Annotated in this window: 21 protein-coding genes and 2 tRNA genes; 13 read left to right on the top strand and 10 right to left on the bottom strand. The window is 70.9% G+C overall.

Going from position 1 to position 24,722, the window contains the following annotated elements; translation table 11 throughout:
* Positions 1-14: 14 nt before the first annotated feature.
* On the top strand, positions 15-293 hold the full coding sequence (locus ACWEGE_RS23385) for a DUF397 domain-containing protein (RefSeq protein WP_257925890.1): 279 nt from the start codon (positions 15-17) through the stop codon (positions 291-293).
* Here ACWEGE_RS23385 and ACWEGE_RS23380 read toward each other — a convergent pair.
* From ACWEGE_RS23380 to ACWEGE_RS23365, 4 genes are all read right to left on the bottom strand, one after another.
* Positions 290-1,171, bottom strand: a complete 882-nt coding sequence (locus ACWEGE_RS23380) for a nuclear transport factor 2 family protein (protein WP_449662559.1) — start codon at positions 1,169-1,171, stop codon at positions 290-292. The genes ACWEGE_RS23385 and ACWEGE_RS23380 overlap by 4 nt on opposite strands.
* Positions 1,172-1,241: 70 nt before the next feature.
* Entirely contained in the window at positions 1,242-2,558 is a 1,317-nt protein-coding gene (locus tag ACWEGE_RS23375) for an ankyrin repeat domain-containing protein (protein WP_449662558.1), read from the bottom strand.
* A gap of 146 nt (positions 2,559-2,704) precedes the next feature.
* The gene (locus tag ACWEGE_RS23370) at positions 2,705-3,517 is read right to left on the bottom strand and encodes a TIGR03620 family F420-dependent LLM class oxidoreductase (protein ID WP_449662557.1); all 813 of its coding nucleotides are present in this window, start codon (positions 3,515-3,517) and stop codon (positions 2,705-2,707) included.
* Positions 3,514-4,413 carry a TIGR03620 family F420-dependent LLM class oxidoreductase gene (locus ACWEGE_RS23365; RefSeq protein ID WP_449662556.1) on the bottom strand — a complete coding sequence of 300 codons (900 nt, stop codon included), beginning with the start codon at positions 4,411-4,413 and terminating at the stop codon, positions 3,514-3,516. Before ACWEGE_RS23365 ends, ACWEGE_RS23370 begins: the two co-directional genes overlap by 4 nt.
* An 89-nt stretch (positions 4,414-4,502) precedes the next feature.
* Here ACWEGE_RS23365 and ACWEGE_RS23360 point away from each other — a divergent pair, with 89 nt between their 5' ends.
* The 6 genes from ACWEGE_RS23360 to ACWEGE_RS23335 all read left to right on the top strand — a co-directional run bounded on the left by ACWEGE_RS23360 (position 4,503) and on the right by ACWEGE_RS23335 (position 14,812).
* Positions 4,503-5,066 (top strand): TetR/AcrR family transcriptional regulator, encoded by a 564-nt coding sequence (locus tag ACWEGE_RS23360; RefSeq protein ID WP_449662555.1) that lies wholly within the window; start codon positions 4,503-4,505, stop codon positions 5,064-5,066.
* Between the two features lie 125 nt (positions 5,067-5,191).
* Positions 5,192-6,790: a phosphoglycerate dehydrogenase gene (gene serA, locus ACWEGE_RS23355; protein ID WP_449662554.1), complete on the top strand. Its 1,599-nt coding sequence runs from the start codon at positions 5,192-5,194 to the stop codon at positions 6,788-6,790.
* A gap of 230 nt (positions 6,791-7,020) precedes the next feature.
* Entirely contained in the window at positions 7,021-10,383 is a 3,363-nt protein-coding gene (locus ACWEGE_RS23350) for a S8 family serine peptidase (RefSeq protein ID WP_449662553.1), read from the top strand.
* 228 nt (positions 10,384-10,611) lie between these two features.
* Positions 10,612-11,652 carry a 3-isopropylmalate dehydrogenase gene (locus ACWEGE_RS23345; protein WP_003080722.1) on the top strand — a complete coding sequence of 347 codons (1,041 nt, stop codon included), beginning with the start codon at positions 10,612-10,614 and terminating at the stop codon, positions 11,650-11,652.
* A 752-nt stretch (positions 11,653-12,404) separates the two neighbouring features.
* Positions 12,405-14,009: a citramalate synthase gene (cimA, locus tag ACWEGE_RS23340; protein WP_449662552.1), complete on the top strand. Its 1,605-nt coding sequence runs from the start codon at positions 12,405-12,407 to the stop codon at positions 14,007-14,009.
* 32 nt (positions 14,010-14,041) lie between these two features.
* Entirely contained in the window at positions 14,042-14,812 is a 771-nt protein-coding gene (locus tag ACWEGE_RS23335; RefSeq protein ID WP_449662551.1) for a fumarylacetoacetate hydrolase family protein, read from the top strand.
* Here the strand turns inward: ACWEGE_RS23335 and ACWEGE_RS23330 are convergent.
* Positions 14,809-16,059, bottom strand: a complete 1,251-nt coding sequence (locus tag ACWEGE_RS23330) for an FAD-dependent oxidoreductase (protein WP_449662550.1) — start codon at positions 16,057-16,059, stop codon at positions 14,809-14,811. The genes ACWEGE_RS23335 and ACWEGE_RS23330 overlap by 4 nt on opposite strands.
* A gap of 501 nt (positions 16,060-16,560) precedes the next feature.
* On the opposite strand from ACWEGE_RS23330, the gene ACWEGE_RS23325 reads away from it, so the two are divergent.
* From ACWEGE_RS23325 to ACWEGE_RS23315, 3 genes are all read left to right on the top strand, one after another.
* Positions 16,561-17,295, top strand: a complete 735-nt coding sequence (locus tag ACWEGE_RS23325; protein WP_449662719.1) for an HAD family hydrolase — start codon at positions 16,561-16,563, stop codon at positions 17,293-17,295.
* A 49-nt stretch (positions 17,296-17,344) separates the two neighbouring features.
* A tRNA-Gln gene (locus ACWEGE_RS23320) sits at positions 17,345-17,416 on the top strand.
* Positions 17,417-17,517: 101 nt separating this feature from the next.
* Positions 17,518-17,593: transfer RNA gene (locus ACWEGE_RS23315), tRNA-Glu, on the top strand.
* Positions 17,594-17,673: 80 nt separating this feature from the next.
* On the opposite strand, the gene ACWEGE_RS23310 is transcribed toward ACWEGE_RS23315, so the two are convergent.
* The 3 genes from ACWEGE_RS23310 to ACWEGE_RS23300 are packed head-to-tail and all read right to left on the bottom strand — an operon-like array spanning position 17,674 to position 19,980.
* The gene (locus ACWEGE_RS23310) at positions 17,674-18,327 is read right to left on the bottom strand and encodes a DUF2278 family protein (protein ID WP_449662549.1); all 654 of its coding nucleotides are present in this window, start codon (positions 18,325-18,327) and stop codon (positions 17,674-17,676) included.
* Positions 18,328-18,343: 16 nt separating this feature from the next.
* Positions 18,344-19,732, bottom strand: coding sequence for a phospholipase D-like domain-containing protein (locus ACWEGE_RS23305; RefSeq protein ID WP_449662548.1), 1,389 nt, complete (start codon positions 19,730-19,732; stop codon positions 18,344-18,346).
* Entirely contained in the window at positions 19,636-19,980 is a 345-nt protein-coding gene (locus ACWEGE_RS23300) for a hypothetical protein (protein WP_449662547.1), read from the bottom strand. The genes ACWEGE_RS23305 and ACWEGE_RS23300 overlap by 97 nt, the downstream gene beginning before the upstream one ends.
* A gap of 244 nt (positions 19,981-20,224) precedes the next feature.
* On the opposite strand from ACWEGE_RS23300, the gene ACWEGE_RS23295 reads away from it, so the two are divergent.
* The 3 genes from ACWEGE_RS23295 to ACWEGE_RS23285 are packed head-to-tail and all read left to right on the top strand — an operon-like array spanning position 20,225 to position 23,367.
* Positions 20,225-21,673: an FAD-dependent oxidoreductase gene (locus ACWEGE_RS23295; protein WP_449662718.1), complete on the top strand. Its 1,449-nt coding sequence runs from the start codon at positions 20,225-20,227 to the stop codon at positions 21,671-21,673.
* Positions 21,670-22,740: a hypothetical protein gene (locus ACWEGE_RS23290; protein WP_449662546.1), complete on the top strand. Its 1,071-nt coding sequence runs from the start codon at positions 21,670-21,672 to the stop codon at positions 22,738-22,740. The genes ACWEGE_RS23295 and ACWEGE_RS23290 overlap by 4 nt, the downstream gene beginning before the upstream one ends.
* Positions 22,741-22,767: 27 nt before the next feature.
* Positions 22,768-23,367: a TetR/AcrR family transcriptional regulator gene (locus ACWEGE_RS23285; protein ID WP_449662545.1), complete on the top strand. Its 600-nt coding sequence runs from the start codon at positions 22,768-22,770 to the stop codon at positions 23,365-23,367.
* Between the two features lie 165 nt (positions 23,368-23,532).
* Here ACWEGE_RS23285 and ACWEGE_RS23280 read toward each other — a convergent pair whose 3' ends face one another.
* Both ACWEGE_RS23280 and ACWEGE_RS23275 read right to left on the bottom strand, forming a co-directional pair.
* Entirely contained in the window at positions 23,533-23,946 is a 414-nt protein-coding gene (locus ACWEGE_RS23280) for a histone-like nucleoid-structuring protein Lsr2 (RefSeq protein ID WP_449662544.1), read from the bottom strand.
* Positions 23,947-24,193: 247 nt separating this feature from the next.
* The gene (locus tag ACWEGE_RS23275) at positions 24,194-24,379 is read right to left on the bottom strand and encodes a hypothetical protein (protein WP_449662543.1); all 186 of its coding nucleotides are present in this window, start codon (positions 24,377-24,379) and stop codon (positions 24,194-24,196) included.
* Between the last annotated feature and the right edge of the window lie 343 nt (positions 24,380-24,722).

Raw genomic sequence — 24,722 nt, 5'->3', positions numbered from 1 at the left:
GCTACGCTGGAGACATGAGTGAGCAGCCGGTCGACGACAAGGCGCACATCCGGCACCACCTCGACTTCACGAAGGCCGAGTGGATCCGGGCCGAGCCGGAGGGCGTGACCCTCGACGACTGCGTCGAGTACGCCTTCATCGAGCACACCGACGGCGTCACCTACACGGCGATGCGGCAGTCGGCGAAGCCGGACGGCGTCATCCTCGTCTTCACGCCGGGGGAGTGGGACGCCTTTGTGAAGGGCGTCCGCGACGGCGAGTTCGACCTGCCCGAGGACCTCGCCGAGGCCTAAAGCTTCGCCGCGAGGTCGGGAATCGTGCCGAGGTCACCGGCGATGCCGAGGTGGTCGCCGTAGTCACGGGATTCGACGACCAGTCCGTCCCGGATGCGCATGGCGAAGATGTTGGCGATCCGCACCGGACGGCCGCCGTACTCGCCCTGGTAGGCGAACTCGGCGATCAGCACCTCGGGGTCGGTGCCTTCGTAGGTGACCAGGTCGGCGACCTCGAAGTCGACGCCGAGGGCCGCTGCCTGCCCGAAGTGCGCCCGCAGTTCCTCGCGGGTCCGTACGACCGCCGAGCCCGGCTGGAACGGGTGCGTCACGTGCGTCGGCTCGGCGTAGAGGTCCGCCAGCTCCGGGCCGCACTTGTCCGCCACGCCGTGGACCAGCCGCTCGAGCACCCCGCGGCGGCTCGCCGGGTCGCTCGAAGTCCGTGGTCGAATCGGCGACAACTCGCGCGGCGGCGCCTGCTCGTAGGCCTCAACCAGGTGGTCGACGCCGTCGCGGATGACGGCGAGGCGCAGGTAGTCGTGGTAGTCGCGGGAGTGGACGATCAGGCCGTCGCGGACGCGCAGCACCTGGATGTTGGCCGTCGCCGCGGTCTTGCCGGTTTCGGGCGACTCGGCGTCGTAGTCGTATTCCGCGACAATCACCTCGGGGTCGGTGGTCTCGTGGACGACGACGTTCCTGCGCTTGAGCCGCAGCGCCCCGGCGAGGACGCCGGTGAACCGCTCGTGCACCGCGTCGCGGCCGACGAGCCGCGTCGGGCGCGGGACCGCTTGCGGGTGTTCGACGACGGTGTCTTCGGCGTAGAGCGCCGACAGCTCGCTGAAGCGGCCTTCGCTGATGCCGTCGGACAATGCCGCGAAGACGTCGCGGGGTGAGTTCATGGGTCCTCCCAGTGGGCAAAACGGAGTCTGTAGTCCGTATTCGAAGATACGGACTACAGACTCCGGTTGTCTACCGGAGCAGGTCCCGCGCGGCCGGCTGCCCGCACACCTCCGCCCACGTCTCCGGGGTGCCGCCGAAGATCGCGTCGCGGGCGTCGCGGTCCGCGCCGTTTTCGACCAGGGCGCGGATGACGTCGAGGTGCCCGGACTGCGCGGCCAGGTGCAGGGCCGTGACGCCTTCGCCGTGGTTCGGGCCGCCGAACGTGCCGCGGAGGTTCACGTCGGCGCCGAGGTCGAGCAGCGTCCGGACGGCGTCGAGCTTGCCCGACGCCGCCGCCCAGGCCAGTGCCGTGCCGCGGTAGACGTCGGCGTCCACGCCGGCGCCCCGGGCGACCAGGGTGCGCAGGGCTTCGCTGCGGTCGTTGCGGGCCGCCCAGGAGAGGGCTTCGTTGATGACCTCCGCGGGGTCGTCCGTCGGCTGCCAGCGCGGGAAACCGCTGTGGGGGCGGTAGAAGCCGCGGTGTTCGCCGCCGCGGCCCGACGTCAGGAGCTCGTCGAGGGTATCGAGATCGCCGAGTCCGGCCGCGACGCGCAGGTTGCCTGGTGCTCGGCTGTGCACGGCCAGTTTCTCGGCGGCTTCGCGGTGGCCCCAGAACAGCGCGACGACCAGGGGAGTGCCGCCGTCGCCGCGCGCCGGAACGTCGACGGGGGCGCCGCGCTCCAGCAGGAGGTCGAGCAGGTGCGGCAGGTTGCTGTAGGCGGCTTGGTGCAGGGGTGTCCAGCCGTGGACGTTGCCGCGGGCCGGGTCGGCGCCGCGGTCGAGGAGGATCCGGCTGAGACGCTCGTCGTGGGTCGCGCCGGCCATGCCGAGCAGGTCGTTGCCGTTGGTGCCGCGGGCGGCGACGAGGCCGGGGAACTCGTCGAGCAGGTCCCCGAGCGCGGCGGGATCCCGGGCTTCGATCGCCCGGTACGCGCGGGCGAACGGCTCCCCGCTGTCCACAAGGGACTTGATGTGGTCGCGGAGTGCCTTCCAGGAAACGAAACCGTGCTCGCGGGCGACGACCGCGCGGGCGCCGTCGCGGGTGAGGGGCTGCCCCCAGCGGGCGAACGGCTCCCTTGCGCCGGGCGTCTCGTCCTCGGCCGAGGCGAGCAGGCCGAGCGCGCGCTCGGCGTAGTACCCGACGTCCTGGTGGTACGGGTGCTGCAGGGTTTCCCCGTGCTCGGTGACGCGCCGGACGTACGCCTGGAGTTTCGGCCAGCTCGGGAAGCCGTGCTCCCGCGCGATCCGGAACTGCGCTTCGGCGAGTTTGACGTTCTCGGCGCGCGCGAGGTCTTTCGCGCGCTTGCGCAGCTGGTCCAGGCTGGGTTTCGCGGGCAGCGTGCCCATGGTGCCTCCTTCCCTCGTCGCCCGTGGTCCGCCGGCACCGGGCAGGAAAGAAGGTGCGGAGCTGGTGGTGCGGTGAAACGGGGGTGGGCTCGGCCCTTTCCGCGGACGGGACGCGGCCCGCACCGCGCCCCGCCAGCGTACCCCGGTCAGGGCAGCAGGCCGGCCAGCCTGCGGTAGGACTTCTCCGTGCGGGCCAGCACCTGGACGCAGACGTGGTCGGCGCCGGCGTCGAGGTGGGCCCGGATCCGGTCCGCGATGGCCTGCTCGCCGGTGACGACGATGGCGTCGACCAGGCGATCGCTGCCGCCGTCGGCCAGGTCGTCGTCGGTGAAGCCGAGCCGGCGCAGGTTCTCCTGGTGGTGCCGGGCCTGCCGGACGTAGAGGCCGACGTGCTCCCGGGCCACCTCGGGGGCCGGGTCGAGCACCACCGCCTGCTCGACGGCGAGGTACTTGCCCGGGCCCAGCCGTTCGCGCGCCATCGCGGTGTGCTCCGGCGGGACGAAGTACGGGTGGGCGCCGTCGGCGCGTTCGGCCGCCAGGACCAGCAGTTTCGGGCCCAGCGCCGCGAGCACCCGCCGTGGCCGTGGCGACGGCTGGGGCAGGCCCGGCGGCTCGGCCGCGTCCATGCCGTCGAGGTACTCGCGCAACGCGGTCAGCGGCCGCGCGCCCGGGCGGTGCCCGCCCAGCCCGGCGACGAACCGGCCCGGGTAGGCCTCGCCCAGCGCCCGGACGGCGCCTTCCGCGGCGAGCGGGGAGCGCTGGTCGAACCGCGCGACCCCGGTGGCGACGGTGAGCCGGGACGTCGCCGCGAGCAGCAAGGCCGCCTGGGCGAACGCCTCCCGGCCGGCGTACTCGCCGAACCAGATGGCGTCGAAGCCGAGTTCCTCCACCTCGGCGGCCGTTTCGCGGAGCTCGCCGATCGGGGCGCCGTCGAAGAACCGCCAGATCCCGACGCTCACCGGGTCACCTCCGGAGCCAGCTCGAGCAGGGTTTCCACAGTGGACTCGAACGAGGACGCCGACGGTGTCAGCAGCACGTGGTCCGCGCCCGCGTCGAGCACCTCGCCGAGGCGTTTCGCGATGGTCGGGGCGTCGCCCCAGAGCACGAGGTCGTCGACGAACTCATCGCTCGGCCCGGCGATGTCGGCATCGGTGTAGCCGAGCCGTTTCCAGCCCGCGAGGTAGACGGTGACGGAGTATTCCAGCGACTGCGCGACCCGGCGCCGGACGCTCTCGCGGGCGTCTTCGCGGGTCCCGAGCAGGACGGTCTGCTGCGGGATCAGCAGCTTGTCCGGCCCGAGGATTTCCCGGGCGTAGGGTGTGTGCGAGACCGGCTGGGCGAACGGGTGCGCGCCGTCGGCGTGGTCGCGGGCGAGTTCCAGCATCTTCGGCCCGACGGCGGCCAGCACCCGCGGGAAGGCCGCCGGCGCCGGGTTTTCGGCGGCCGCGGCGTCCATTTCGGACAGATAGGCGCGCATCCGGTCGAGCGGCCGGTAGTCCTCGCCGAGCTTATCGGCCTGGAACGCGTGCCCGATCCCGACGCCGAGCACGAACCGGCCCGGGTGGGCCTGGGCGAGCGTCGCGCCGCCCTTGTACGCGGTCGTGGCGCGCCGCAGCCAGGTGTTCGCGATGCCGGTGCCGAGCACGACGTCCGGCACGGTGGCCAGGAGGTCGCCGAAGTGGGCGAACACTTCCCGGGTGCCGGGTCCTTCGCCGCTCCAGATCGAGCGGTAGCCGGCCTCGGCGAGCCGTCGCGTCGCCGCGCGCTCGACGTCCGGTGGCGGGGCCATGGGCGCGCTCGGCAACCAGGCGCCGACGGCGCCGAGCCGGGCGCGGGTGTCTTCGATCAGGGTCATCCTCGAGTTCCCTCCAGTAAGCTGAGGCTGCCTCCGCTTAATATACGGAGGCTGCCTCCGATTGGCTACCCGGTAAAGTCGGGAGTGCGATGACCGACGTCAAACCGATGCGCGCGGATGCCCGCCGCAACTACGAGCGCCTCCTCGAGGAGGCGCAACGCGCCTTCGCCGAGCATGGCGTGGAGGCGTCCCTGGAAGACATCGCGCGCCGCGCCGGGGTCGGCATCGGCACCCTCTACCGGCACTTCCCGACGCGGGAGGCGCTGCTCGAGACGCTGCTGCGCGCCCGGTTCGACGCCCAGGCCGAGCGGGCCTGTGAACTGCTCACCCATCCCGAACCGCTGAACGCCCTGCACTCGTGGCTCGCCGGGCTCGGGGACGCCACCGGCACCTTCCGCGGCCTGGTCGAGCTGACTGCCGACGCGCTGAACGACGAATCATCCCGTTTGTACGAGTCGTGCCACGGAATGCGGGAGGTCGGTTCCCAGCTGGTGGAACGTGCGAAGCGGGCCGGCGAACTCCGCGCGGACGTCACCGCGGAGGAGCTGCTTCTGTTGCTGCACGCGGCATCCTGGGCGGGTGGCCACCTGCCCGGCGAAGGGGGCATGCAACGGCTGCTGGCTCTTGTTTTCGAGGGATTACGGGCGAGTTAACGTCGGGGGACGCCAAGGGGCGCCACCGCGCGTTAAACTCCGGCTCGACCGGGGCACAACGACGTGCTTTGACCGTTTGTCGACACAGAGCGTCCTGGAAATGACCAGATAGTGGGAGCCGCATCGTGAGCAAGCCCAATAAGCCCGTCGTCCTCATCGCGGAGAAGCTCGCCCCCTCCGTGCTGAGTGTCTTCGGTGACGAGGTGGAGGTCCGGCACGTCGACGGCACGGACCGGTCCGCGCTGCTCGAGGCGGTGAAGAGCGCCGACGCGCTCCTGGTCCGCTCCGCCACCCAGGTGAACGCCGAGGTCTTCGCGGCCACCACGCAGCTCAAGGTCGTCGCCCGCGCCGGCGTCGGCCTCGACAACGTCGAGGTGCCCGCCGCGACCGAGCGCGGTGTCCTGGTCGTCAACGCGCCGACGTCGAACATCGTCTCCGCCGCCGAGCACGCCGTCGCCCTGCTGCTGTCGGTCGCGCGCCGCGTCCCGGCCGCCGACCAGAGCCTCCGCGGCGGCGAGTGGAAGCGCAGCTCGTTCTCCGGCGTCGAGCTGCAGGGCAAGACCGTCGGTGTGGTCGGCCTCGGCAAGATCGGCCAGCTGTTCGCCCAGCGCCTCGCCGCGTTCGACACGAAGCTCATCGCCTACGACCCCTACGTCTCCGCCGCCCGCGCCGCGCAGCTGGGCATCGAGCTCGTCACCCTCGACGAGCTGCTGACCCGCGCCGACGCCATCTCCATCCACCTGCCGAAGACGCCGGAGACCAAGGGCCTCATCGACGCCGAGGCGCTGAAGAAGACCAAGCCGGGCGTCATCATCGTGAACGCCGCGCGCGGCGGGCTGATCGTCGAGCAGGACCTGGCCGACGCGCTGCGCTCGGGCCACGTCGGCGGCGCCGGCATCGACGTGTTCGAGTCGGAGCCGACCACCTCGAGCCCGCTGTTCGAGCTGGAGAACGTCGTCGTGACGCCGCACCTGGGCGCTTCGACGGCCGAGGCCCAGGACCGCGCGGGCACCGACGTCGCGAAGTCGGTGCTGCTGGCCCTGCGCGGCGACTTCGTGCCGGACGCGGTGAACGTCACCGGCGGCGGCGCGGTCGGCGAGCACGTCCGCCCGTACCTTTCGCTGGTCCAGAAGCTCGGCCAGCTGCTGACCGCGCTCAACCCGACGTCGCCGACGACGGTGACCGTGCAGGTCAAGGGCGAGATCTCGAACGAGGACACCGGCGTGCTGCAGCTGGCGGCGCTGCGCGGGGTGTTCACCGGTGTGGTCGAGGACCAGGTCACCTTCGTCAACGCCCCGCAGCTGGCGGAGAAGCTGGGCGTGCAGGTCGAGCTGGAGACCGAGCCGGAGAGCCCCAAGTTCCGCAGCCTGGTCACCGTCCGCGCGGTGCACGCCGACGGCTCGGTGCTGACCGTGTCCGGTTCGGTCACCGGCCTGGACGAGGTCGAGAAGCTGGTCGAGGTCAACGGCCGCGGCTTCGACCTGCGGGCCGAGGGCACCGTGCTGCTCGTCGAGTACCCGGACCGCCCGGGCGTGATGGGCCGGGTCGGGACGCTGCTGGGCGAGGCGGGCATCAACATCGAGGCCGCGCAGATCAGCCAGACGACGGACGGCTCGGACGCGGTGATGCTGCTGCGCGTCGACCGCCACATCGACGCGCACCTGCTGGAGCCGATCGGGGCTTCGGTCGGGGCGCACACGATCCGTGCGGTGGACTTCAACTGACGTAACACTTTCGAAGGCCCCCTGTCACCCGGCAGGGGGCCTTCGTGCGCAATCACATTCACGTAACGGAGTCCTTTGCCTACGTAAGTAGGTGTTTTGGGGCATTAGGTTCTCTGCGCGAGGTCGAACCACGCGCCGTCGAGGGCACGGCGCTGTGCCGCGCTTCACCGTCGGGGGTGCCAGGAGCGGCAGGCAGGTTCGGGTCCAGACCTCGAGTAAGGGGCCGACTCATGAGCAGATCCCGCCTCCCCGCGCGCGCCACGACGGCGGCCTTCGCCGTCGTTCTGGCGGCCGCGCTCGGGGCACCGCCGGCGAGCGCAGCCGATGCGCCGCTCGCCGACGGCGTCGCACCCGCCAAGATCGACGACGCGAAGCTGCAGGGGAAGCTGTCGCCGCGTCTGGGGGCCGCGCAGGGCCGGGTCACCGCGTTCGTCGAGCTGGCGAAGAAGCCGGCCGTCGACGCGTTCACCGCCGCCGAGCCGCAGGGCAAGGAGCAGGCCAAGCGGGCCGCCAAGGCCGCCAAGGCCGACACCGCCGCCGCGGTGGACTCGGTGCTCGGCCAGCTGCGCGCGGCCGACGCCAAGCCGCAGGTCGTCACCCAGACCGCCAACGCCGTTCCCGGTGTGGTCGTCACCGCCGACGCCGCGAAGCTGCGCGACGTCGCGAAGCGGGCCGACGTCGTCGCGGTGCGCACGGTCGTGCCGAAGACCCGCACCAACGCCAGCGCCGAGCAGTTGACCAACACCCTCGCCGCCTGGCAGCAGACCGGGAAGTTCGGGGACAACGTCCGCGTCGGCGTCATCGACGACGGCATCGACTACACCCACGCCGACTTCGGCGGCCCCGGCACGCAGGCCGCCTACAAGAGCGTCGACTCCACCAAGCCGACCCCGCTCTTCCCGAGCGCCAAGGTCGTCGGCGGCACCGACCTCGTCGGCGACGACTACGACGCCGCCACGGCTGGCAAGACCACCCCGAAGCCGGACCCGAACCCGCTCGCCTGCGGTGAGCACGGCACGCACGTCGCCGGCACCATCGGCGGCTTCGGCGTCACCGCGGACGGCAAGACCTTCAAGGGCGACTACAAGAAGCTGGACGCCAAGAAGGTCGACGCGATGCAGATCGGCCCGGGCACCGCGCCGAAGTCGCTGCTCTACGCGATCAAGGTGTTCGGCTGCACCGGCTCGACGAACGTCACCTCGCAGGCCCTGGACTGGGCGCTCGACCCGGACGGCGACGGCGACTTCACCGACCACCTCGACATCGTCAACCTCTCCCTCGGCTCCGACTTCGGCGCCCCGGACGACCCGGACTCGCTGTTCGTGCGCAAGCTCGCCGCGAACAACGTCCTCCCGGTGATCTCCGCGGGCAACGGCGGCGACATCAACGACATCGCCGGCTCCCCGGGCAACACCCCCGAGGCGCTCACCGTCGCCAGCACGCGCGACGCGGGCATCCTGCGCGACGCCGCCGAGGTCAAGGCCCCGGCGACCGCCGCGGGCCAGAAGACCGGCCAGTACAGCCAGAACTACACCGGCTACGACACCCTCGACCTGACCGCGCCGGTCGTCGCCCTGTCGGCGGCGAACGCGGCGGGCTGCGGGCCGTACTCCGCCGAGGACAAGGCGAAGGCGGCCGGCAAGTTCGTCTTCCTGGAGTGGGACGACAACGACTCGACCCGCGCCTGCGGCTCGGCCGCCCGTGCCAACAACGCGCAGACCGCCGGGGCGAAGGGCGCGCTCCTCTCGTCCACTTTGGAGCACTTCAGCGCGGGCATCGCGGGCAACGCGGCGATCCCGGCGTTCCAGTTCACCGGGTCCGCCACCAAGACGCTGCGCGCCGCGCTGACCGCGGGCACGCTGCAGGTCCGGCTCTTCGGGACCGGCCGCGCTTCGATCCAGACCTACGACAAGACGATCGTGGACACCCCGAGCTCGTTCACCTCGCGCGGCACCCGCGGCCCGGCCGTCAAGCCGGACGTCGCCGCCCCCGGTGACACGATCACCTCGGCGTTCCGCGGCAGCGGCAACGGCCGGACCGTGCTCTCCGGCACGTCGATGGCCGCGCCGCACACCGCGGGCATCACCGCGCTGGTCCGCCAGTCGCACCCCGACTGGTCGGTCGAGGAGGTCAAGGCGTCGGTCATCGACACCGCCGGCCACGACGTCTCCGACGGCGCGGGCCACACCTACGCGCCGCAGCGCGTCGGCAGCGGCCGGATCGACGCGAAGGCCGCGCTGGACAACCAGGTGCTCGCCTACGTCGTCGACGACCCGGGCGCGGTGAGCGTCAGCTTCGGCACGGTCGAGGCCTCGGGGCCGGTGACGCTGTCGAAGACGATCAAGCTCGTCAACAAGGGCGTCACGCCGGCCGAGTACTCCGTCGCCTACCAGGCGGTCAACGCGCTGCCGGGCGTCGAGTACACAGTGGACAAGCAGTCGGTGAAGCTGACCCCGCGCGGCACGGCCAAGGTGAAGGTGACGCTGAAGATCACCGACCCGAAGGCGCTGCGCAAGGTGATGGACCCGACCATGGCGGCCACCCAGGCCGGCCTGGCCCGCCAGTTCGTCGCGGACGCCTCCGGGCGCGTCGCGTTCACGCCGGTGAGCGGGGCCAAGGTGCCGCTGCGGGTGTCGGTCTACTCCGCGCCGAAGCCGGTGTCGACGATTTCGACGCCGCCGTCGGTGAAGTTCGGGCCGGATGCCACGCAGGCCGTGCTGAACCTGACCGGCAAGGGCGTCGACCAGGGTGCCGGCGCGCAGCGGTACCGCTCGCTGATCAGCGTGCTCGAGCTGCAGGCGGAATCCCCGCAGCTGCCCGAGTGCGACGCGGACGTGGTCACCGACTGCACGCTGAACAAGACGGCCAAGGGCGGCGACCTCCGCTACATCGGCGCGGCCTCGACCGCTCCGCTGGCGAAGGCGCAGGGCGAGCCGGAGAACGCGATCCTCGCGTTCGGCCTGTCCACCTGGGGTGACTGGGCGAACATCGGCAGCAACACCTCGCCGTTCGTCGACATCGACACGACCGGGGACGGGCAGCCGGACTTCGAGACCTACGTGACCAAGGCGACGTCGACCGACGTGCTCCTGGCCAACACGGTCGCGCTGAAGCCGGGCTTCCCGACCGTCGACGTCCAGGCGGTCAACGGCCAGCTCGGCGACGTCGACACGAACGTGTTCGACACGAACGTGATCACGCTGCCGGTTTCGCTGGCGGCGCTGGGCATCGACGCGAACGCGGACAGCCACCGGATCTCCTACACGGTGGGCGTCAGCGGGTTCTACGTCGCGCCGGGCACGACGAACGGCCTGATCGACTACGTCGGCACGCCGCTTTCGTTCGACGCGCTCGCGCCGGGCTACGCGGTGCAGGGCGGCGGCGACGCCGCGCTGGGCTACGTCGCGAAGCCGGGCACGGCGCTGGTCGTGACCCGGAACGCGGCCGCGGCCGCTGCGGACAACGCCCTCGGGCTGCTGGCCATCGAGCACCACAACGCCGCGGGCAACCGGGCGAACGTGGTGAAGGTGGACACCGCGCAGGGCGCCCGGCCGGGGAACGAGCGTCAGCCGATCGGGGCTGGTCGCGGCTAGTCCCCGGCAAGATCGATTTGTGCAGGACCAGGGGCGCCTCCGGGGGATTTCCGCCGGGGGCGCCCCACTGCCGTTCACCCGATTGGGTGTCTCACCCCGTGGGAGGATGCGGCATAAGGGTGGTGCGGCTACGGCGGTTTGTCTACGGCCGGTAACCTTCCGGCTGCTGGCGTTTTGTTGCGGTGGGCCATCGGTGCGGCCGGTGGTCCGGTCGACGGAGGTGTGTGGATGCGGCTCGCGGTGATCCCAGGAGACGGGATCGGGCCCGAGGTGGTCTCCGAGGCGCTGAAGGTGCTCGGCGAGGTAGTACCGACGGCGGAGATCACGAACTACGACCTCGGCGCCGCGCGATGGCACTCGACCGGCGAGCTCCTCCCGGAGTCGGTCCTCGGTGAGCTCCGCCAGCACGACGCGATCCTGCTGGGCGCGGTCGGCGACCCGACGGTGCCGAGCGGCATCCTCGAGCGCGGCCTGCTGCTGCGCCTGCGGTTCGAGATGGACCACCACGTCAACCTGCGCCCGGCGCGGCTCTACCCGGGTGTCCGGGGACCGCTGGCCGACGCGGGCGACGTCGACATGGTCGTCGTGCGCGAAGGCACCGAAGGCCCGTACGCGGGGACCGGCGGTCTGCTGCGCAAGGACACCGAGCACGAGATCGCGACGGAGGTCAGCGTCAACACGGCGTTCGGCATCCGGCGCGTGGTCGCGGACGCGTTCAACCGCGCCGAGGCCCGCCCGCGCAAGCACCTGACGCTGGTGCACAAGACCAACGTGCTCGAGTACGCGGGTTCGCTGTGGTCGCGGATCGTAGAAGAGGTTTCGCTGGAGCACCCGGAGGTGACGGTCGCCTACTCCCACGTGGACGCGGCGACGATCCACCTGGTGACCGACCCGTCCCGGTTCGACGTGATCGTGACGGACAACCTGTTCGGCGACATCATCACGGACCTGGCGGCGGCGGTGACCGGCGGCATCGGCCTCGCGGCGAGCGGCAACCTCGACATCACGCGCCGGAACCCGAGCATGTTCGAGCCGGTCCACGGTTCGGCGCCGGACATCGCGGGCCAGGGCCTGGCGGACCCGACGGCGGCGGTGCTTTCGGTGGCGCTGCTGCTGGATCACCTGGGACAGAAGGAAGCGGCGCGGCGGATCGAGGCCTCGGTGGCGTTCGACCTGGCCACGCGGGACCAGTCTTCGCCCGGGGCCACTCAGGCGATCGGGGACCGGTTGGCCGCGTTGGTTTCGTCGAATGTGCGGACGGCTGGGTGATCTTTTCGGAGGAGCCCCGCGCCTGTTCGGGTGCGGGGCTTTTTCGTGCGCTCTGGCTGGGTGGGGTCTCGGTTTCGGCTTTGCGGTCTTGGGGTCTTGGGTTGCCTGCCGGTTGTTTCGGTAGGAGAGTCCGTCTCCTGGGGTTCTGGGCGGGTTCTGGGCCTGGCGATCGGCTGCGCTTGCGGTTTGCGCGAGCTTTGCGGTCTTGGGGTTGTGCTTGCCGGTCGGTGGGGTTCGAGGAAGCTGGGTTTCATGCCTGCCCGGTCGGCTTCCGCTTGAGGAGCTCCGTGCCCTGGTGATGCGGCCTTTTCGGGCCCGCAGGCCGGCTCGTCCGCAAGGCCGCCGCGGGCTTGTCCACAACACTGCCGGGGTGTGGAGAAGTCCGCGTCCGGGCGGCTTTTCGGCCGGTTCCGTCGGTGGGGGCCGATAGACTGGACCGGGGTCAGCCCCCAGGGATGGGTGGGGCCTGTTCTGTGGGGTGGGGCGGGCTGATTCGACCGCTTTCAGCGGTGCGGTCCCTGGTCGGCCGGAGAAAGCGGGGTTCCCGGATTGTGGGAGCTTGGCCCAGGTTCTGGACGAGTCCGGTGGCGCTGTGGCATGATGCGAGCGTGACCAGCTTCGCGATCATTATCGACGAGCGCGCCGGACGATAGCTCCACAAGAGCCCCCGGCGCGCAACCTCTCGCACCCATGCGGGAGGTTTTTTTGTTGCCTTGAAACGCCAGGAACGCCAGTAAAGCTAGGAGAAGACCGTGACCCGCAAGGAGCCCGCCGATACCCCGCTCGGCGATGCCTTCCACCTCTACGACACCACCCTGCGCGACGGTGCGCAGCGAGAGGGCATCTCCTACTCCGTCCAGGACAAGCTCGCCGTCGCGCGGCTGCTGGACGAGCTCGGGGTCGGGTTCATCGAGGGTGGCTGGCCCGGGGCGCTCCCCAAGGACACCGAATTCTTCGCCCGCGCCGCGAAAGGCGAGCTGAAGCTCCGTCACGCCGCTCTCGTCGCGTTCGGCGCGACGCGGAAGGCCGGCACCACCGCCGACGCCGATCCGCAGGTGCGGGCCCTGCTCGACAGCGAAGCGCCGGTTGTCACGCTCGTCGCCAAGTCCGACCTCAGGCACATCGAACGCGCCCTCCGCGTCGACGTCGACGAGGCCTGCGCCATGGTCAAGGACACCGTCGAGTTCCTCACCGGCGAGGGCCGCCGGGTCTTCCTCGACGCCGAACACTTCTTCGACGGCTACGCGCATTCCCCCGAGACCTCGCTCCGGGTCCTCGACGCCGCCGCCCACGCGGGGGCCGATGTGCTCGTGCTCTGTGACACCAACGGCGGGCAGCTTCCGCTCGGGCTCGCCGAGACCGTGCGGGACATCAAGGAAAAGACCGGGTTCCGGCTCGGCATCCACTGTCAGGACGACACTTCCTGCGCCGTGGCGAACTCCGTCGCCGCGGTGCAGGCCGGCGTGACGCACGTCCAGTGCACCGCCAACGGTTACGGGGAGCGGGCCGGCAACGCCGACCTCTTCGCCGTGACGGGAAACCTGGTGACCAAGCTCGGCCTCGACGTCCTCCCGACCGGAGGCGCCGCCGAGCTCACCCGGGTCTCCCATGCCCTTGCCGAAATCGCCAACCTCGCCCCCTACACCCACCAGGCCTACGTAGGGGCGTCGGCCTTCGCCCACAAGGCGGGACTGCACGCGAGCGCGATCAAGGTGGATCCGTTGCTGTACAACCACATCGATCCGTCTTCCGTCGGCAACGACATGCGGGTACTGGTCACCGAGATGGCCGGCAGGGCCAGCCTCGAGCTCAAGGGACGTGAGCTCGGGGTCGACCTTGCCGGCCGGCCCGAAGCGCTGACGAGCGCCATCGCGAAGGTCAAGCGCCTCGAGGCCGAAGGCTGGTCCTTCGAGGCCGCCGACGCCTCCCTGGAACTCCTGCTGCGGCAGGAAGCCGACGTCCCCGTCGAAGCGCCGTTCGAGCTCGAGTCCTACCGCGTGGTGCTCGACCACCGCGCGGACGGCGAAGTCGTGGCCGAGGCGACGGTCAAGGTGCACGTCGGCGGCGAGCGCGTCATCGCCACCGCCGAGGGCATCGGGCCGGTGCACGCCCTCGACGCCGCCCTGCGGAAGGCGCTGTCCCCGCACCTGTCCTGGTTGGACAGTGTGGAGCTGGCCGACTACAAGGTGCGCATCCTCCAGGGCCACCCCGGCACCGACGCGGTGACGCGCGTGCTGGTCGAGAGCACCGACGGCGAACGCGAGTGGACCACCGTCGGCGTGCACGGCAACATCGTCGAGGCCAGCTGGCTGGCCCTGTGCGACGCGCTGGTGCACAAGAGCACCACCGTGGCCTGAGGGCGCGGGCCGGGCGCACGTAGACTGGCTGCGTGCGCCTAGCCCGAATTGCTCATCCCGGTGGTGTCGCGTTCGCCTCGATCGAAGGCGACGGCGACGACGCCCAGGTCCTCGAAATCGCCGAACACCCCTTCGGCCAGCCGAACTTCACCGGCAAGCGGTGGCCGCTGGCCGACGTCCGGCTGCTCGCGCCGATCCTGCCGTCGAAGGTGATCGCCGTCGGCCGCAACTACGCCAAGCACGCGGCCGAGTTCGGCAACGAGGTGCCGGCCGACCCGATGCTGTTCCTCAAGCCGTCGACCACGGTTATCGGGCCCCACGCGGCCATCCGACGCCCGTCGGGCATCGGCCGCGTCGACTTCGAGGGCGAGCTGGCCATCGTCATCGGGCAGCCGGTGAAGAACGTGCCGGCCGCCCGCGCCGCGAGCGCCATCCTCGGCTACACGATCGCCAACGACGTCAGCGCCCGCGACCTCCAGAAGGCCGACGGCCAGTGGGGCCGCGCCAAGGGCTTCGACACCTTCTGCCCGATCGGCCCGTGGATCGAGACCTCGATCGACGCCTCCGACCTGTCGCTGCGGGCCGAGGTCGACGGCGAGCTCAAGCAGGACGGCCGTACTTCCGACCTCGTCCACAAGATCCCCGAGCTGGTCGAGTTCGTCTCCGGCATCATGACGCTCCTGCCCGGCGACATCATCCTCACCGGCACCCCCGAGGGCGTCGGCCCGATCGAGGGCGGCCAGAGCGTCTCGATCACCATCGAAGGCATCGGCACCCTGACCAACCCGGTCGAGGACGTCTAACCCCGGCTCACCGGCTCCATCGGCCGCCGGGCGAACGCCGGAGCGTGCTCCGGTCGCAGCCCGAGGCCGAGGAGCCGGGCCGGGAAGTACGAAAGCCGCGGGAACCGCGCGAACAGCTTGACCATCGGCTCCGGCGGGCCGTTGCGCCTGCCGTTCATCACCCCGCGCACCACGGTCCGGTGCATCAGGCGCTGCAGCCCCTGCACGAGCAGCGTCGGCGCGAGCCGCCGGATGCGCACCTTCGCCAGCTCGGCCTCCGTCGGACGGCCCCGGCGCAGCGGCTCGGCCAGCAGCGTGGCCGCCGCGACCGCGTCCTGCACCGCCAGGTTGATGCCCACGCCGCCGATCGGCGACATCGCGTGCGCCGCGTCGCCGATGCACAGCAGCCCGTCGACGTGCCACCGGCGCAGCAGGTTGAGCCGCACGTCGAGGAACTTGACGTCGTCCATCGTCGCCAGCTCGTGCACCCGGTCGGTGAACTCGGGGCAGATCCGCGTCACGTTCTCGCGGAACGCCTCGATGCCCTTGGCGCGCAGGTCCTCGCCCTTCGGCGCCAGGTAGGCGACCTGGTAGAAGTCCGGCCGGGGAAGCGGCACCGCGAACCGGCGGTCGCGCATCTTCGGCAGCAGCATGCCGCCTTCCTCGGCTTCGCCGCGCGAGAGCCGGAACCACCAGACGTCGAACGGGCAGTCGTACTCCCGCGGCACCAGGCCGGCCTCGCGGCGGGCCAACGACCAGCGGCCGTCGGCGGCGATCACCAGGTCGGCGCGGATTTCGCCGGTCTCACCGGCGCTCGTGCGGTAGGTGATGCCGGCGACCCGGCCGTGCTCGCGGACCAAGCCGGTGCACTCGGTCTCCATCCGCTGGACGAACGTCGGCTCCTTGCGCGCGCTTTCGGCGAGCAGGTCGAGGAAGTCCCACTGCGGGACCATCGCGATATACGGGTGCGCCACCTTCAGCCGGGCGAAGTCGGCGAGCTTCATCAGGTCGCCGTTCTCCTGCGGGAACCCGGCCGAGCGCAGTTCGCTGTGCGGCAGCGCGTGGAACTTCTCGCCGAGACCCAGTTCGTCGAGCAGCGTCAGCGTCGACGGGTGGACCGTGTCCCCGCGGAAGTCCCGCAGGAAATCGGCGTGCTTCTCCAGCACCGTCACCTCGACGCCGGCCCGGGCCAGCAGCAACCCCGTGACCATCCCGGCCGGCCCGCCACCGATGACGACGCAGGTCGTGCGCTCGGTCATCTCGACCATCTCCCTTATTCATCGCTTGTTGAATAACTTGAGGATGCACCCGCCCGGCACCGGCGTCAAGGGGTGTGACCGGAGATACGCTGATCGGGCGACGGTCGCGTCGGCGCGCGGTGGTTGCCGAAAACCGTCCAAACGCGACAGTCAGGTGACGGTGTTCCGGCTTCGCGCGGCGCCGGCGGCGGGATGCGGAGATGCCCGTTTGGACAGAGCGGATTCCCAAGCAGGGCAACGGGTTTCGCTGAGGAATCGATTTCCGCAGCGGGGGAGAAGACATCCGCGGCACGCGTGGCCGGTAACCGATTGGGGACGGTACGCCAACTGGGAGTAGAGCCGGTGCGCCGGAACAGGGGAGCGGCAATCACCTCTTTGGCAGCGTCGCGAACGCGGCGGTTGCCCTAGCCTCACTGGGTGGATTTCGCCCTGGCACCCCGGACCCCTTCGCGAACCGCCCCGCCCGCCGCGGCGGCGCCCGAGCCCTGGGCTCCGCCCGAGCTCCGGCTGGTGTGCCTGGACATCGACGACACCCTCATCGACTGCACGGCCGCGATCCGCCGGAGCCTCCACATCCTCACCGGCCGGGGTGACCTGTGGCCGCTGTGGGACGTCATCACCGAAGAGCACGTCGCCCTCGTCGTGGCGGGCGAGCTGGACTACGCGACGATGCACCAGCGCCGCACCGACTGCTTCCTCGCCGAAATCGGCATCTGCGCCGACGCCGAGCAGGTGAGCTCCTTCGAGCGTCGCCGAAGAGAACTGCTCGACCACTCCTGGCAGCTGTTCGACGACGTCCTCGACTGCCTGGAGTGGCTGCGCGCGGCCGGCCTGATGCTGGCGGCGGTGACGAACGCCTCGGGCGTCCACCAGCGGAAGAAGATCGCGGACCTGGGGCTGTCGCCGTTTTTCGACCACGTCGCCATCGCCGGCGAGCTCGGCGTGGCCAAGCCCGACCCGGTGATGTTCCACACGGTGTGCCTCGGCCTGGGCTGCGCGCCGGCCCAGGCGGTCCACGTGGGGGACAAGCTGGACACCGACGCGATCGGCGCCCGCGACGCGGGGCTGGGCGCGGTCTGGCTCGACCGCGACCGCATCGGCGAGCGCGCCCCGGACGGCGTCCACACGGTGGCGGGCCTCGCCGAGCTGCCTGAGCTGCTGGTTTCGGAGTACGCGACGATCGGCGTCCCGGCCCAGCGCAGCAGTGGCACCCCCGCGTTCACGGTCCGGAACGGCGTGCTCTAGTATTTCTCCTCGTGCGGTGCTGAACCGGCCAGCCGGAGCGGTACCTCACTGGGGTATGGTGTAATTGGCAGCACGACTGGTTCTGGTCCAGTTAGTCTAGGTTCGAGTCCTGGTACCCCAGCTGCGGAGAGTGACCCCCCTGCGAAGCGGGAAATCGCTTCTGGTAGGTTCTCTCCAGCAAGAAAAACAGAAAAGCCTCTGGGAAACCAGGGAAGATCCTAAGCCCCCGTCGTCTAGCGGCCTAGGACGCCGGCCTCTCACGCCGGTAGCGTGGGTTCGAATCCCATCGGGGGTACCAGCAGTAACCAAGCCCGTCTGACCGAGTCAGGCGGGTTTTTTGGTGCCCGCGCCGCGGAAGCGCTTCCGCGGGCGCGGCGGTCACCTCGGCAAGCCGTTGTCGTCGGTCTCGAGGACCTGGGGCTTGAACTTGGTCAGGAACGCGGTGAGCTCGCCGTTCGGCGATTCGATGATCGTGGCGCCGTCCTGCCAGGTGCCGTCGAGGTGCTGGAACCGACCGGGCGGGTCGCCCTGGTTGTAGTGGATGTCGTGGACGCCGAGGCCGTGGCTGTAGGGCGCACCGAACACGTAGACCCGGCGGCAGCCGGACAGGCGTTGTTCGAGCAGGTTCAGCGCGTTGTCCGCGGTGCTCTCCACCCAGCCGAACCGGGGGGAGCGCAGGATCGCGTTGACCGCGGTGGCCAGCGGACTGGCGACCAGCGTGAGGCAGCCCCGGCCGCGCAGCAGCGGCGAGCGCAGGTAGTCCAGCGCGCCGGAGGTGGCGTCGCGGTTCAGGCGGTGCCAGCCGAGCCCGAGGCCGGAGACGGTGGCGAACAGCGCGGTGTCGAGGTTGCGGACTTCGCGGTACTGCACCGGAACGCCGCTGGGGGTGGACACGTCGACCGCGCATTCGTACCGGCCCAGCGGCGCTTGGACGGTCAGCTTGCCGTGGTACCAGGACCCGAAGTCGTTCGGGTCTTCGCGGGTGAACGAGATCAGCGTGCCGATGAGGACGCCGTAGTCGGCCAGTGGCATGGGTTCTCTCCTCCGGTCAGCGGAACAGCAGCCGTTGCCGGTAGCTGGGGGTGGTGCGGTCGTAGTAGCGGGGGACCCAGCTGTCGTCGGGGGCGAGGTAGGCGACGTCTCGCGGGTCGTTGCGGAGCTTCTGGCGGAGGTAGCGGAAGTAGAAGTGCGTGAAGAGGCGCATGAACTCGCCGAGGTAGCAGTCGGCGACGCGGGTGTCGCCGCGGATGATCAGCATGTTCTCGTCGTTCTCGTGCACCGAGGCGTCGCTGAAGTTGCCCGAACCGGTGATCACCAGGGGGTCGTCGCCGAGCGGGTCGACGAGCATGAACTTCGTGTGGGTGTAGCGGACGTGGAAGTTCAGGCCGGTCAGCTGTTCCTTGGTCCAGCGGTCGAGGATGTCGGTGCTCAGCAGCGACCCGACGGCGACCTTCACGTCGTTGTCGCGGGTGAACTCGACGTCACCGCTGTCCGGCGGTTCTTCGAGGACGAGGTAGCGCAGCACGTCGGACTCGGCGGCGATGGCCTCGGCGATCTTGTCGTGCACGCCGAACGCCGCGGTCATGAAGAACGACTTCGTGGCACGCCCGGCGACGCCGGCGTACCAGTCGATCAGGTCGAGGGTGGTCCTCGGGCTGACCACGGGGGAGATCCCGGCGGGCGGCGAGACCGGCGTGGGGGTGGCGCTGGTGTTGGCGGGCCGGATTTCGGCGTAGCCCGGGTCGGCGGACAGGCGGGTCCAGTAGTCGAGGTACCGGGCGGCGACCGCGGGGTCGCGGACGAGGTGCCCGACGTTGGACTGGCCGAACAGGCCGCCCCAGGTGACGTTGGTCGACCCGGTCCAGACGGCCTGCGGTGCGCCGTCGTGCAGCAGGACGAGGAACTTGTTGTGCGAGATGGCGTTGTCGGTCGCCCGGGGGATCATGCAGGCTTCCAGCCCGGAGGCGGCGACGGCCGGTTCCGTCTGCTGCCAGACCCGGGCGCGCTTGGGGTCGGTACTGGCCCGGCCGCGGCGGTCGTAGACGATCTTGACGTCCACCCCGCGGTCGGCGGCGGCCTTCAGGGCGTCGAGGACGGGCGGGTAGGAGAACTCATAGACCGAGCCGCGCAGCGCGTACCCGGGCCCGCCGGCCGAACCGATGAAGGCCAGCAGCGCCTCCTCGAGGCCGCGGGACAGCCAGTCGTAGGCGGGATCGGTGCGGTCGCCGTCGCGCGGCGGGCGCCCGAACCGGTGTTCGTAGGCCTGGCTGCCGGCGACCCCGCGGTTGAAGTGGACGGCGTGGGTGCCGGTGTCGACGGGTTCGGTGTGGACGGTCACCGTCACCTCGCGGCGTACCACCAGGTTCTTGGGTTTCCCGTGGAGCGCGACGACGCGGTAGGTGTAGTCGTGGTCCGGCTCGACGGTGTAGTCGCCCACTGGAAGGACTGCAGCGGGTGCTCGCGCAGGCTGACCGAGGTGCCCGGCGGGATCCCGCGAGACGTTTCCTCGAACACCTTCATGCCGCGCAGCCAGTAGCGCTCGTCCTTGGCGCGATCGGTGCGTTCGATGGCGAACCCGAGGAGGTTCTTCGTGCACCGCTTCGGCAGGTCGATCCCGAACAGCACGACGAAGGATCCGGCCACGGCATGGACTTGCAACGAATCAGCGGTGTTGCGGCTTCGCATGGTCGTGCCTCCACCCCCGCCGCCCCCGGGAGGAGCCACGGCGAACTGCGTGCCGGGCCTCCGGCGGAAGCACCCCGGCAATCAAGGGTCGTGATCGGCGCCGGGGTCGTTACGCGCGGTCGCCGAGCCCCGGCCGCCTCGCGCCGCAGTGTCCACTGTGGAGGTCGAGCCGGGGGCTTGACACCCGCTACCGGTCATTCATACATTCAGTGTCTCTTTGTATGATTGACGGGAGTTGATCCGCATGCGGCTCGGCAAGACCGCCGTCGTCCTCGGTGGCAGCGCCGCCGGCCTGTGCACGGCCGGAGCGCTCGCCCCGCACTTCGACCGCGTGCTGGTGCTGGAACGCGACGAACTGCCCGACGGCGCCGAGCACCGCCGCGGCGTCCCGCAGAGCAAGCACCCGCACTTCCTGCTCAACTCGGGACGGCGCGCGATCGGCGCGCTGTTCCCGGGGTTCGAAGACGACCTCATCGCGGCGGGCGGGCTGCTGCTGATGCCCTCCATGGACGCCGCCTACCTCGACGGACCGGGCTGGTCCGCGCGCAAGCGCAGCGCCATGACGATGGTCTACGGCTCGCGGATCCTCATCGAGCGCGTGCTGCGGGACAAGGTGCGGGAACTGGCCAACGTCGTGGTCCGCGAAGGCGTCTCCGTGCGCGGCCTGACCACGGCGGACGGGGAAATCACCGGAGTCGACTTCGACGGCGAGGAGCACGTCGACGCCGACTTCGTCGTCGACGCCATGGGCCGCGGGTCCCCGGTCGCCGGCTGGCTGGCCGCGGCCGGCTGGCCCGAACCGGAAGTGCGGACGCTGGACGCCAAGGTCACCTACACCTCGCGCTGGTACGACCTGCCTGCCGAACGCCCCGCGTCCTGGTGGTGGCGGCACCTGGTGATCATGCCGACGCCGGACAAGGGCGAGCACCCCGCCGAGCACGAGTTCCTGGTCAACTTCTTCCCGATCGAGGGCAACCGCGTCATCGCCTGCATGGGGTCGTGGGGCCTGGAGATGCCCAGCACCACCGACGCGTTCGTCGAGACGGCGCGCCGCGTGCGGACGCCGTTGTTCGCCGAGGCCATGGACCGGTGCGCGCCCGCCTCGCCGGTCCACCTCACCCGGTCGACCGGCAACAAGTGGCGCCGCTACGACCGCCTCCGCACCCCGCCCCGGCGGCTCGTCTTCGTCGGCGACTCGATCTGCGCGTTCAACCCCTTCTACGCCCAGGGCATCAGTTCCGCGTCGGCTTCGGCCCTGCTGCTGCGCGAGCACCTGTCCCGTGCGGACCGGCTCGACGCGAAGTTCTCCGCGCGCTTCTTCGCCGCGCAGCGCGGATTGCTGCGCGTGCCGTGGACCCTGGCCATGGCCCGCGACCAGGGCTACGCGTGCGCGGTGGGCACCGAACAGCTGCCGGAGTGGCGGCGGCGCCTGGTCGCGGCCGCGTCGGCCCCGGCGTTCAGCCTCGTCGTCGGCGCCGCGCGCGAGGACCCGGTGGTCGACGAGCACTTCGCCAAGGTGTTCAACCTGGACGAGTCGCTGGGGCAGATGCTGCGCAACCCCCGTGTGCTCGCGGGCTTGGTGCGCTACCGCGTCCGCGCCGCCCTGGGCCGCCACCGGGTCCCGTTCGGGTTCGACCCCCAGGCGGAGCCGCCGGCCACGGACTACTCGACGGCGACGGCGACCGCGCGATGAGCACGGCGTGCGGGCCGGACGCCGAAGCCGTCACCCGCGGTCTCGGGTTCGACTGCCACGACGTCGCGCCGGTGGTCTCGGTCCGGGCGCCGTGGGCGCTCGCCCACTGGACGATGCCGCTGCTGGAGGTGCTGATCGTCGGCGGCGCGGTGTTCGCGCTGGTGCACGCACTCCGCCGCCGCCGCGAAGGCGATCCGGTGAACCTGGCGCTGTGGTGGGCTTCGCTGGTCTACCTCTTCGTCACCGAGCCGCCGCTGTACTTCCCGGAGTGGTTCGGGCTCGACCGGCTGTACGGCTTCATCTTCGCCCACAACCTCTTCACCGTGCAGTTCATGGGGGACCGGCTGCCGCTCTACATCGTCGCGTTCTACCCCGTGATCAGCCAGCTCGCCTACGAGGTCGTGCGCTCGCTCGGGCTCTTCCGGCGCGGTGCGCTGCGGGGTTCGGTGGCCGTGGCCTTCGTCTGCCAGGTGTTCTACGAAGTCTTCGACCACCTCGGCCCGCAGCTGAAGTGGTGGGCGTGGAACCCGGGCAACACGATCGTCAACCATCCGGCGCTGGCGTCGGTGCCGGTGAACAGCATGCTGCTGTTCGCTTCCGTTTCGATGGGTGCCATGACCTACCTCGTCGTCCGGCTGACGGCCGGCCCGCCGCGGCGGCTGACCCCGCGCGTCCTGCTGGCCGGCGTCCTGACCCCACTGGCCATGGCGATCGCCGGGATCCCGTCGGGCTTCGCCGGCGACGACATCACCGCGCGGGCCTGGATCCTCGGTGTCGAACTGGGCCTGCTGTGGCTGGCGGGCACCTGGATCGTCGTGGCGCACCTGCGTTCCGGGGAACCGGGCGAGCCCCTGACGGCTTTCACGCGCTACTACCCCGCCCTTTACCTGGGCGGGATGGCGGTGTTCTGGCTCGGCGCCCTTCCGGCTTACCTGGCCGCGCAGGACGGCGTCACCGCGGAGGGCACCCCGGTCGGCAGCGGGCCGTACGCGCTCGCCTGTTTCGCCGGGGCCGGCCTGCTGCTGGCCGCGCTGTACCGGCGCGACCGCGCCCCTGTCCCGGGCTGAGCGGTCCGCTCGGGGAAGATGGGCGGTATGGGGCACCACGGATGGCAGGGCAACCCGCCCGGCACCGAAGACGAGGCACGCCGCCGCATCGTCGAAGCGGCGACGGCGTGCCTCGACCGGGCGGGCCTGGCCAAGACGAGCCTCTCCGACGTCGCCGCCGAGGCGGGCGTCACCCGGCAGACCGTCTACCGCTACTTCCCGGGCCTGAAGGACATCCTGCGCGCGGTGGCGCTGGCCGGGGTCGAGGAGTTCGCCGGGCGGATGGAGCGGCACCTGGCCGCGTTCGGCACGCCCGCCGAAGCCGCGGTGGAATCGGTGGTGTTCGCCGTGCGGACGCTGCCCGGGGAACCCCACATGGGCCTGCTCCTGCAGGCGGGCGAAGCGGACTTCTTCACCGACGGCGTCATCTCGCCGCTGGCCTTTTCGTACGGCGCGCGGATCCTCCGCAACCTGCCGGTGGACTGGGCGGGCGCCGGGATCGCCACCGACGAGGAGCTCCAGGGCCTCGCCGAGGTCCTGATGCGGTTGTTCCTGTCGTTCCTGCAGTACCCGTCGGCGCGGCCGCTCACCGATGACGAGCTGCGGGCTCTGGTCCGCCGCTGGATCGGGCCCGCGCTGCGCGGGTGAGGTTTTGCGAAACGCCGTGCGGAATGGCGCTGACAATTCATGACAACGCGGCCGTGTGACGCCTCCCACGTCCGGTGCCGCAAAAGCCGACGGCGGTGGCGGGGTGTTCAGCCCCGGCCACCGCCGCTGCGGTGATCTCTCCCCAGTGATCTCCCGGCCACCGCGTTACTTCTTGGCGGCGGCGACCTTCTTGCGCGGAGCCCGCTTGCGCGGCGGGGCGGCGGGCGCCTCGGCCTCTTCGACCTGGGCCTGCTCGTAGGCGGCGATCACCTCGGAGGACAGCCGGCCCCGCTCGGAGACCTCGTAGCCGTTCGCGTTGGCCCAGGCGCGGATCTGCTGGTTGCGCTCGCGGTCGGTCGTGCTGGTCGTGGTCGACTGCCCGGTGGCGACGCGGACCTTGCGGCCGCCGATGCGCCGGCCGGCCGCGATGTAGCGGGCCAGTTCGTCGCGCAGGGCGGAGGCGTTCTCGTCCGAAAGGTCGATTTCGTAGGTGACGCCGTCGAGGCCGAACTGAACGGTCTGGGCGGCGGTGGTGCCGTCGATGTCGTCCAGGATCTCGACGAGGACTTTCTGGGCCACGGGAATGCTCCTCAGCTGGATGTGCGTCCGGGGGAACGTGACGTGTGACAAGTTGCACAATGGTCGGCGTTCTTCGGTGGAGTGTATCCACCCGAGGAGACCTTCGGCAATTTCCTGCCCGTTACCCGGAACGGCGGCGGCCCGGGGTGGTCCTGATAGGACCGGCCGCCGCCGTTCCGGACGGTCGTGGCTTTCGCCCGGCGACGGCGGCGGAAGCGGCAATACCGGCGGAAATGCCGCCGGGAATCTAGGTTCCGGAGGGCGTGGAGCCCTGCTCGCCGTGGTGGTAGGGCGGATCCGTGGCGAGCGCCTCGTCGGCGGCCCCTTCGGCGGGATCGGCCAGGTGCGCCTCCGCGGCGGCTTCTTTCGCCTCTTTGATGAGCTGCCGGCTGTGGGCGAGGTCCGCTTCGGGCCGGTTTTCGTTCTCCGTCATCGCCACTCCTCGCGCGTCGGTTTGCGTTCCGTCCTGGACGGCTACCCGCGAAGCCCCGAAGGCAACCGCCGGGCCCGAAAGGGCGTTCACCCCACCGTGTGGCGGCGGTGAATTGTTCGGCGGGCGGCGGGGGATCGGGTGAGCGGGTGACCGGGACCGGTTCCGGGAGAGGGCGGAATCACCCGGGGAATCGGGCGGTGGGTGGTTCGGCAGCCGATGTCCTGTGTGGTGGCGGCGCGGCGTGGTCGTGGCAGACGGCGTTCAAGCCGCCGCAGAGGGGATCGGGGCGGATGGCGGCCTTCCGGGGGCGGCGGTGAGCGCCCGGCCGGCCCTGTGGGATCTC

It is taken from the genome of Amycolatopsis sp. NPDC004747, from assembly GCF_053601335.1.
Note: the sequence above shows the minus strand (reverse complement) of the source record. Positions and strands in the feature narration are given on the sequence as shown.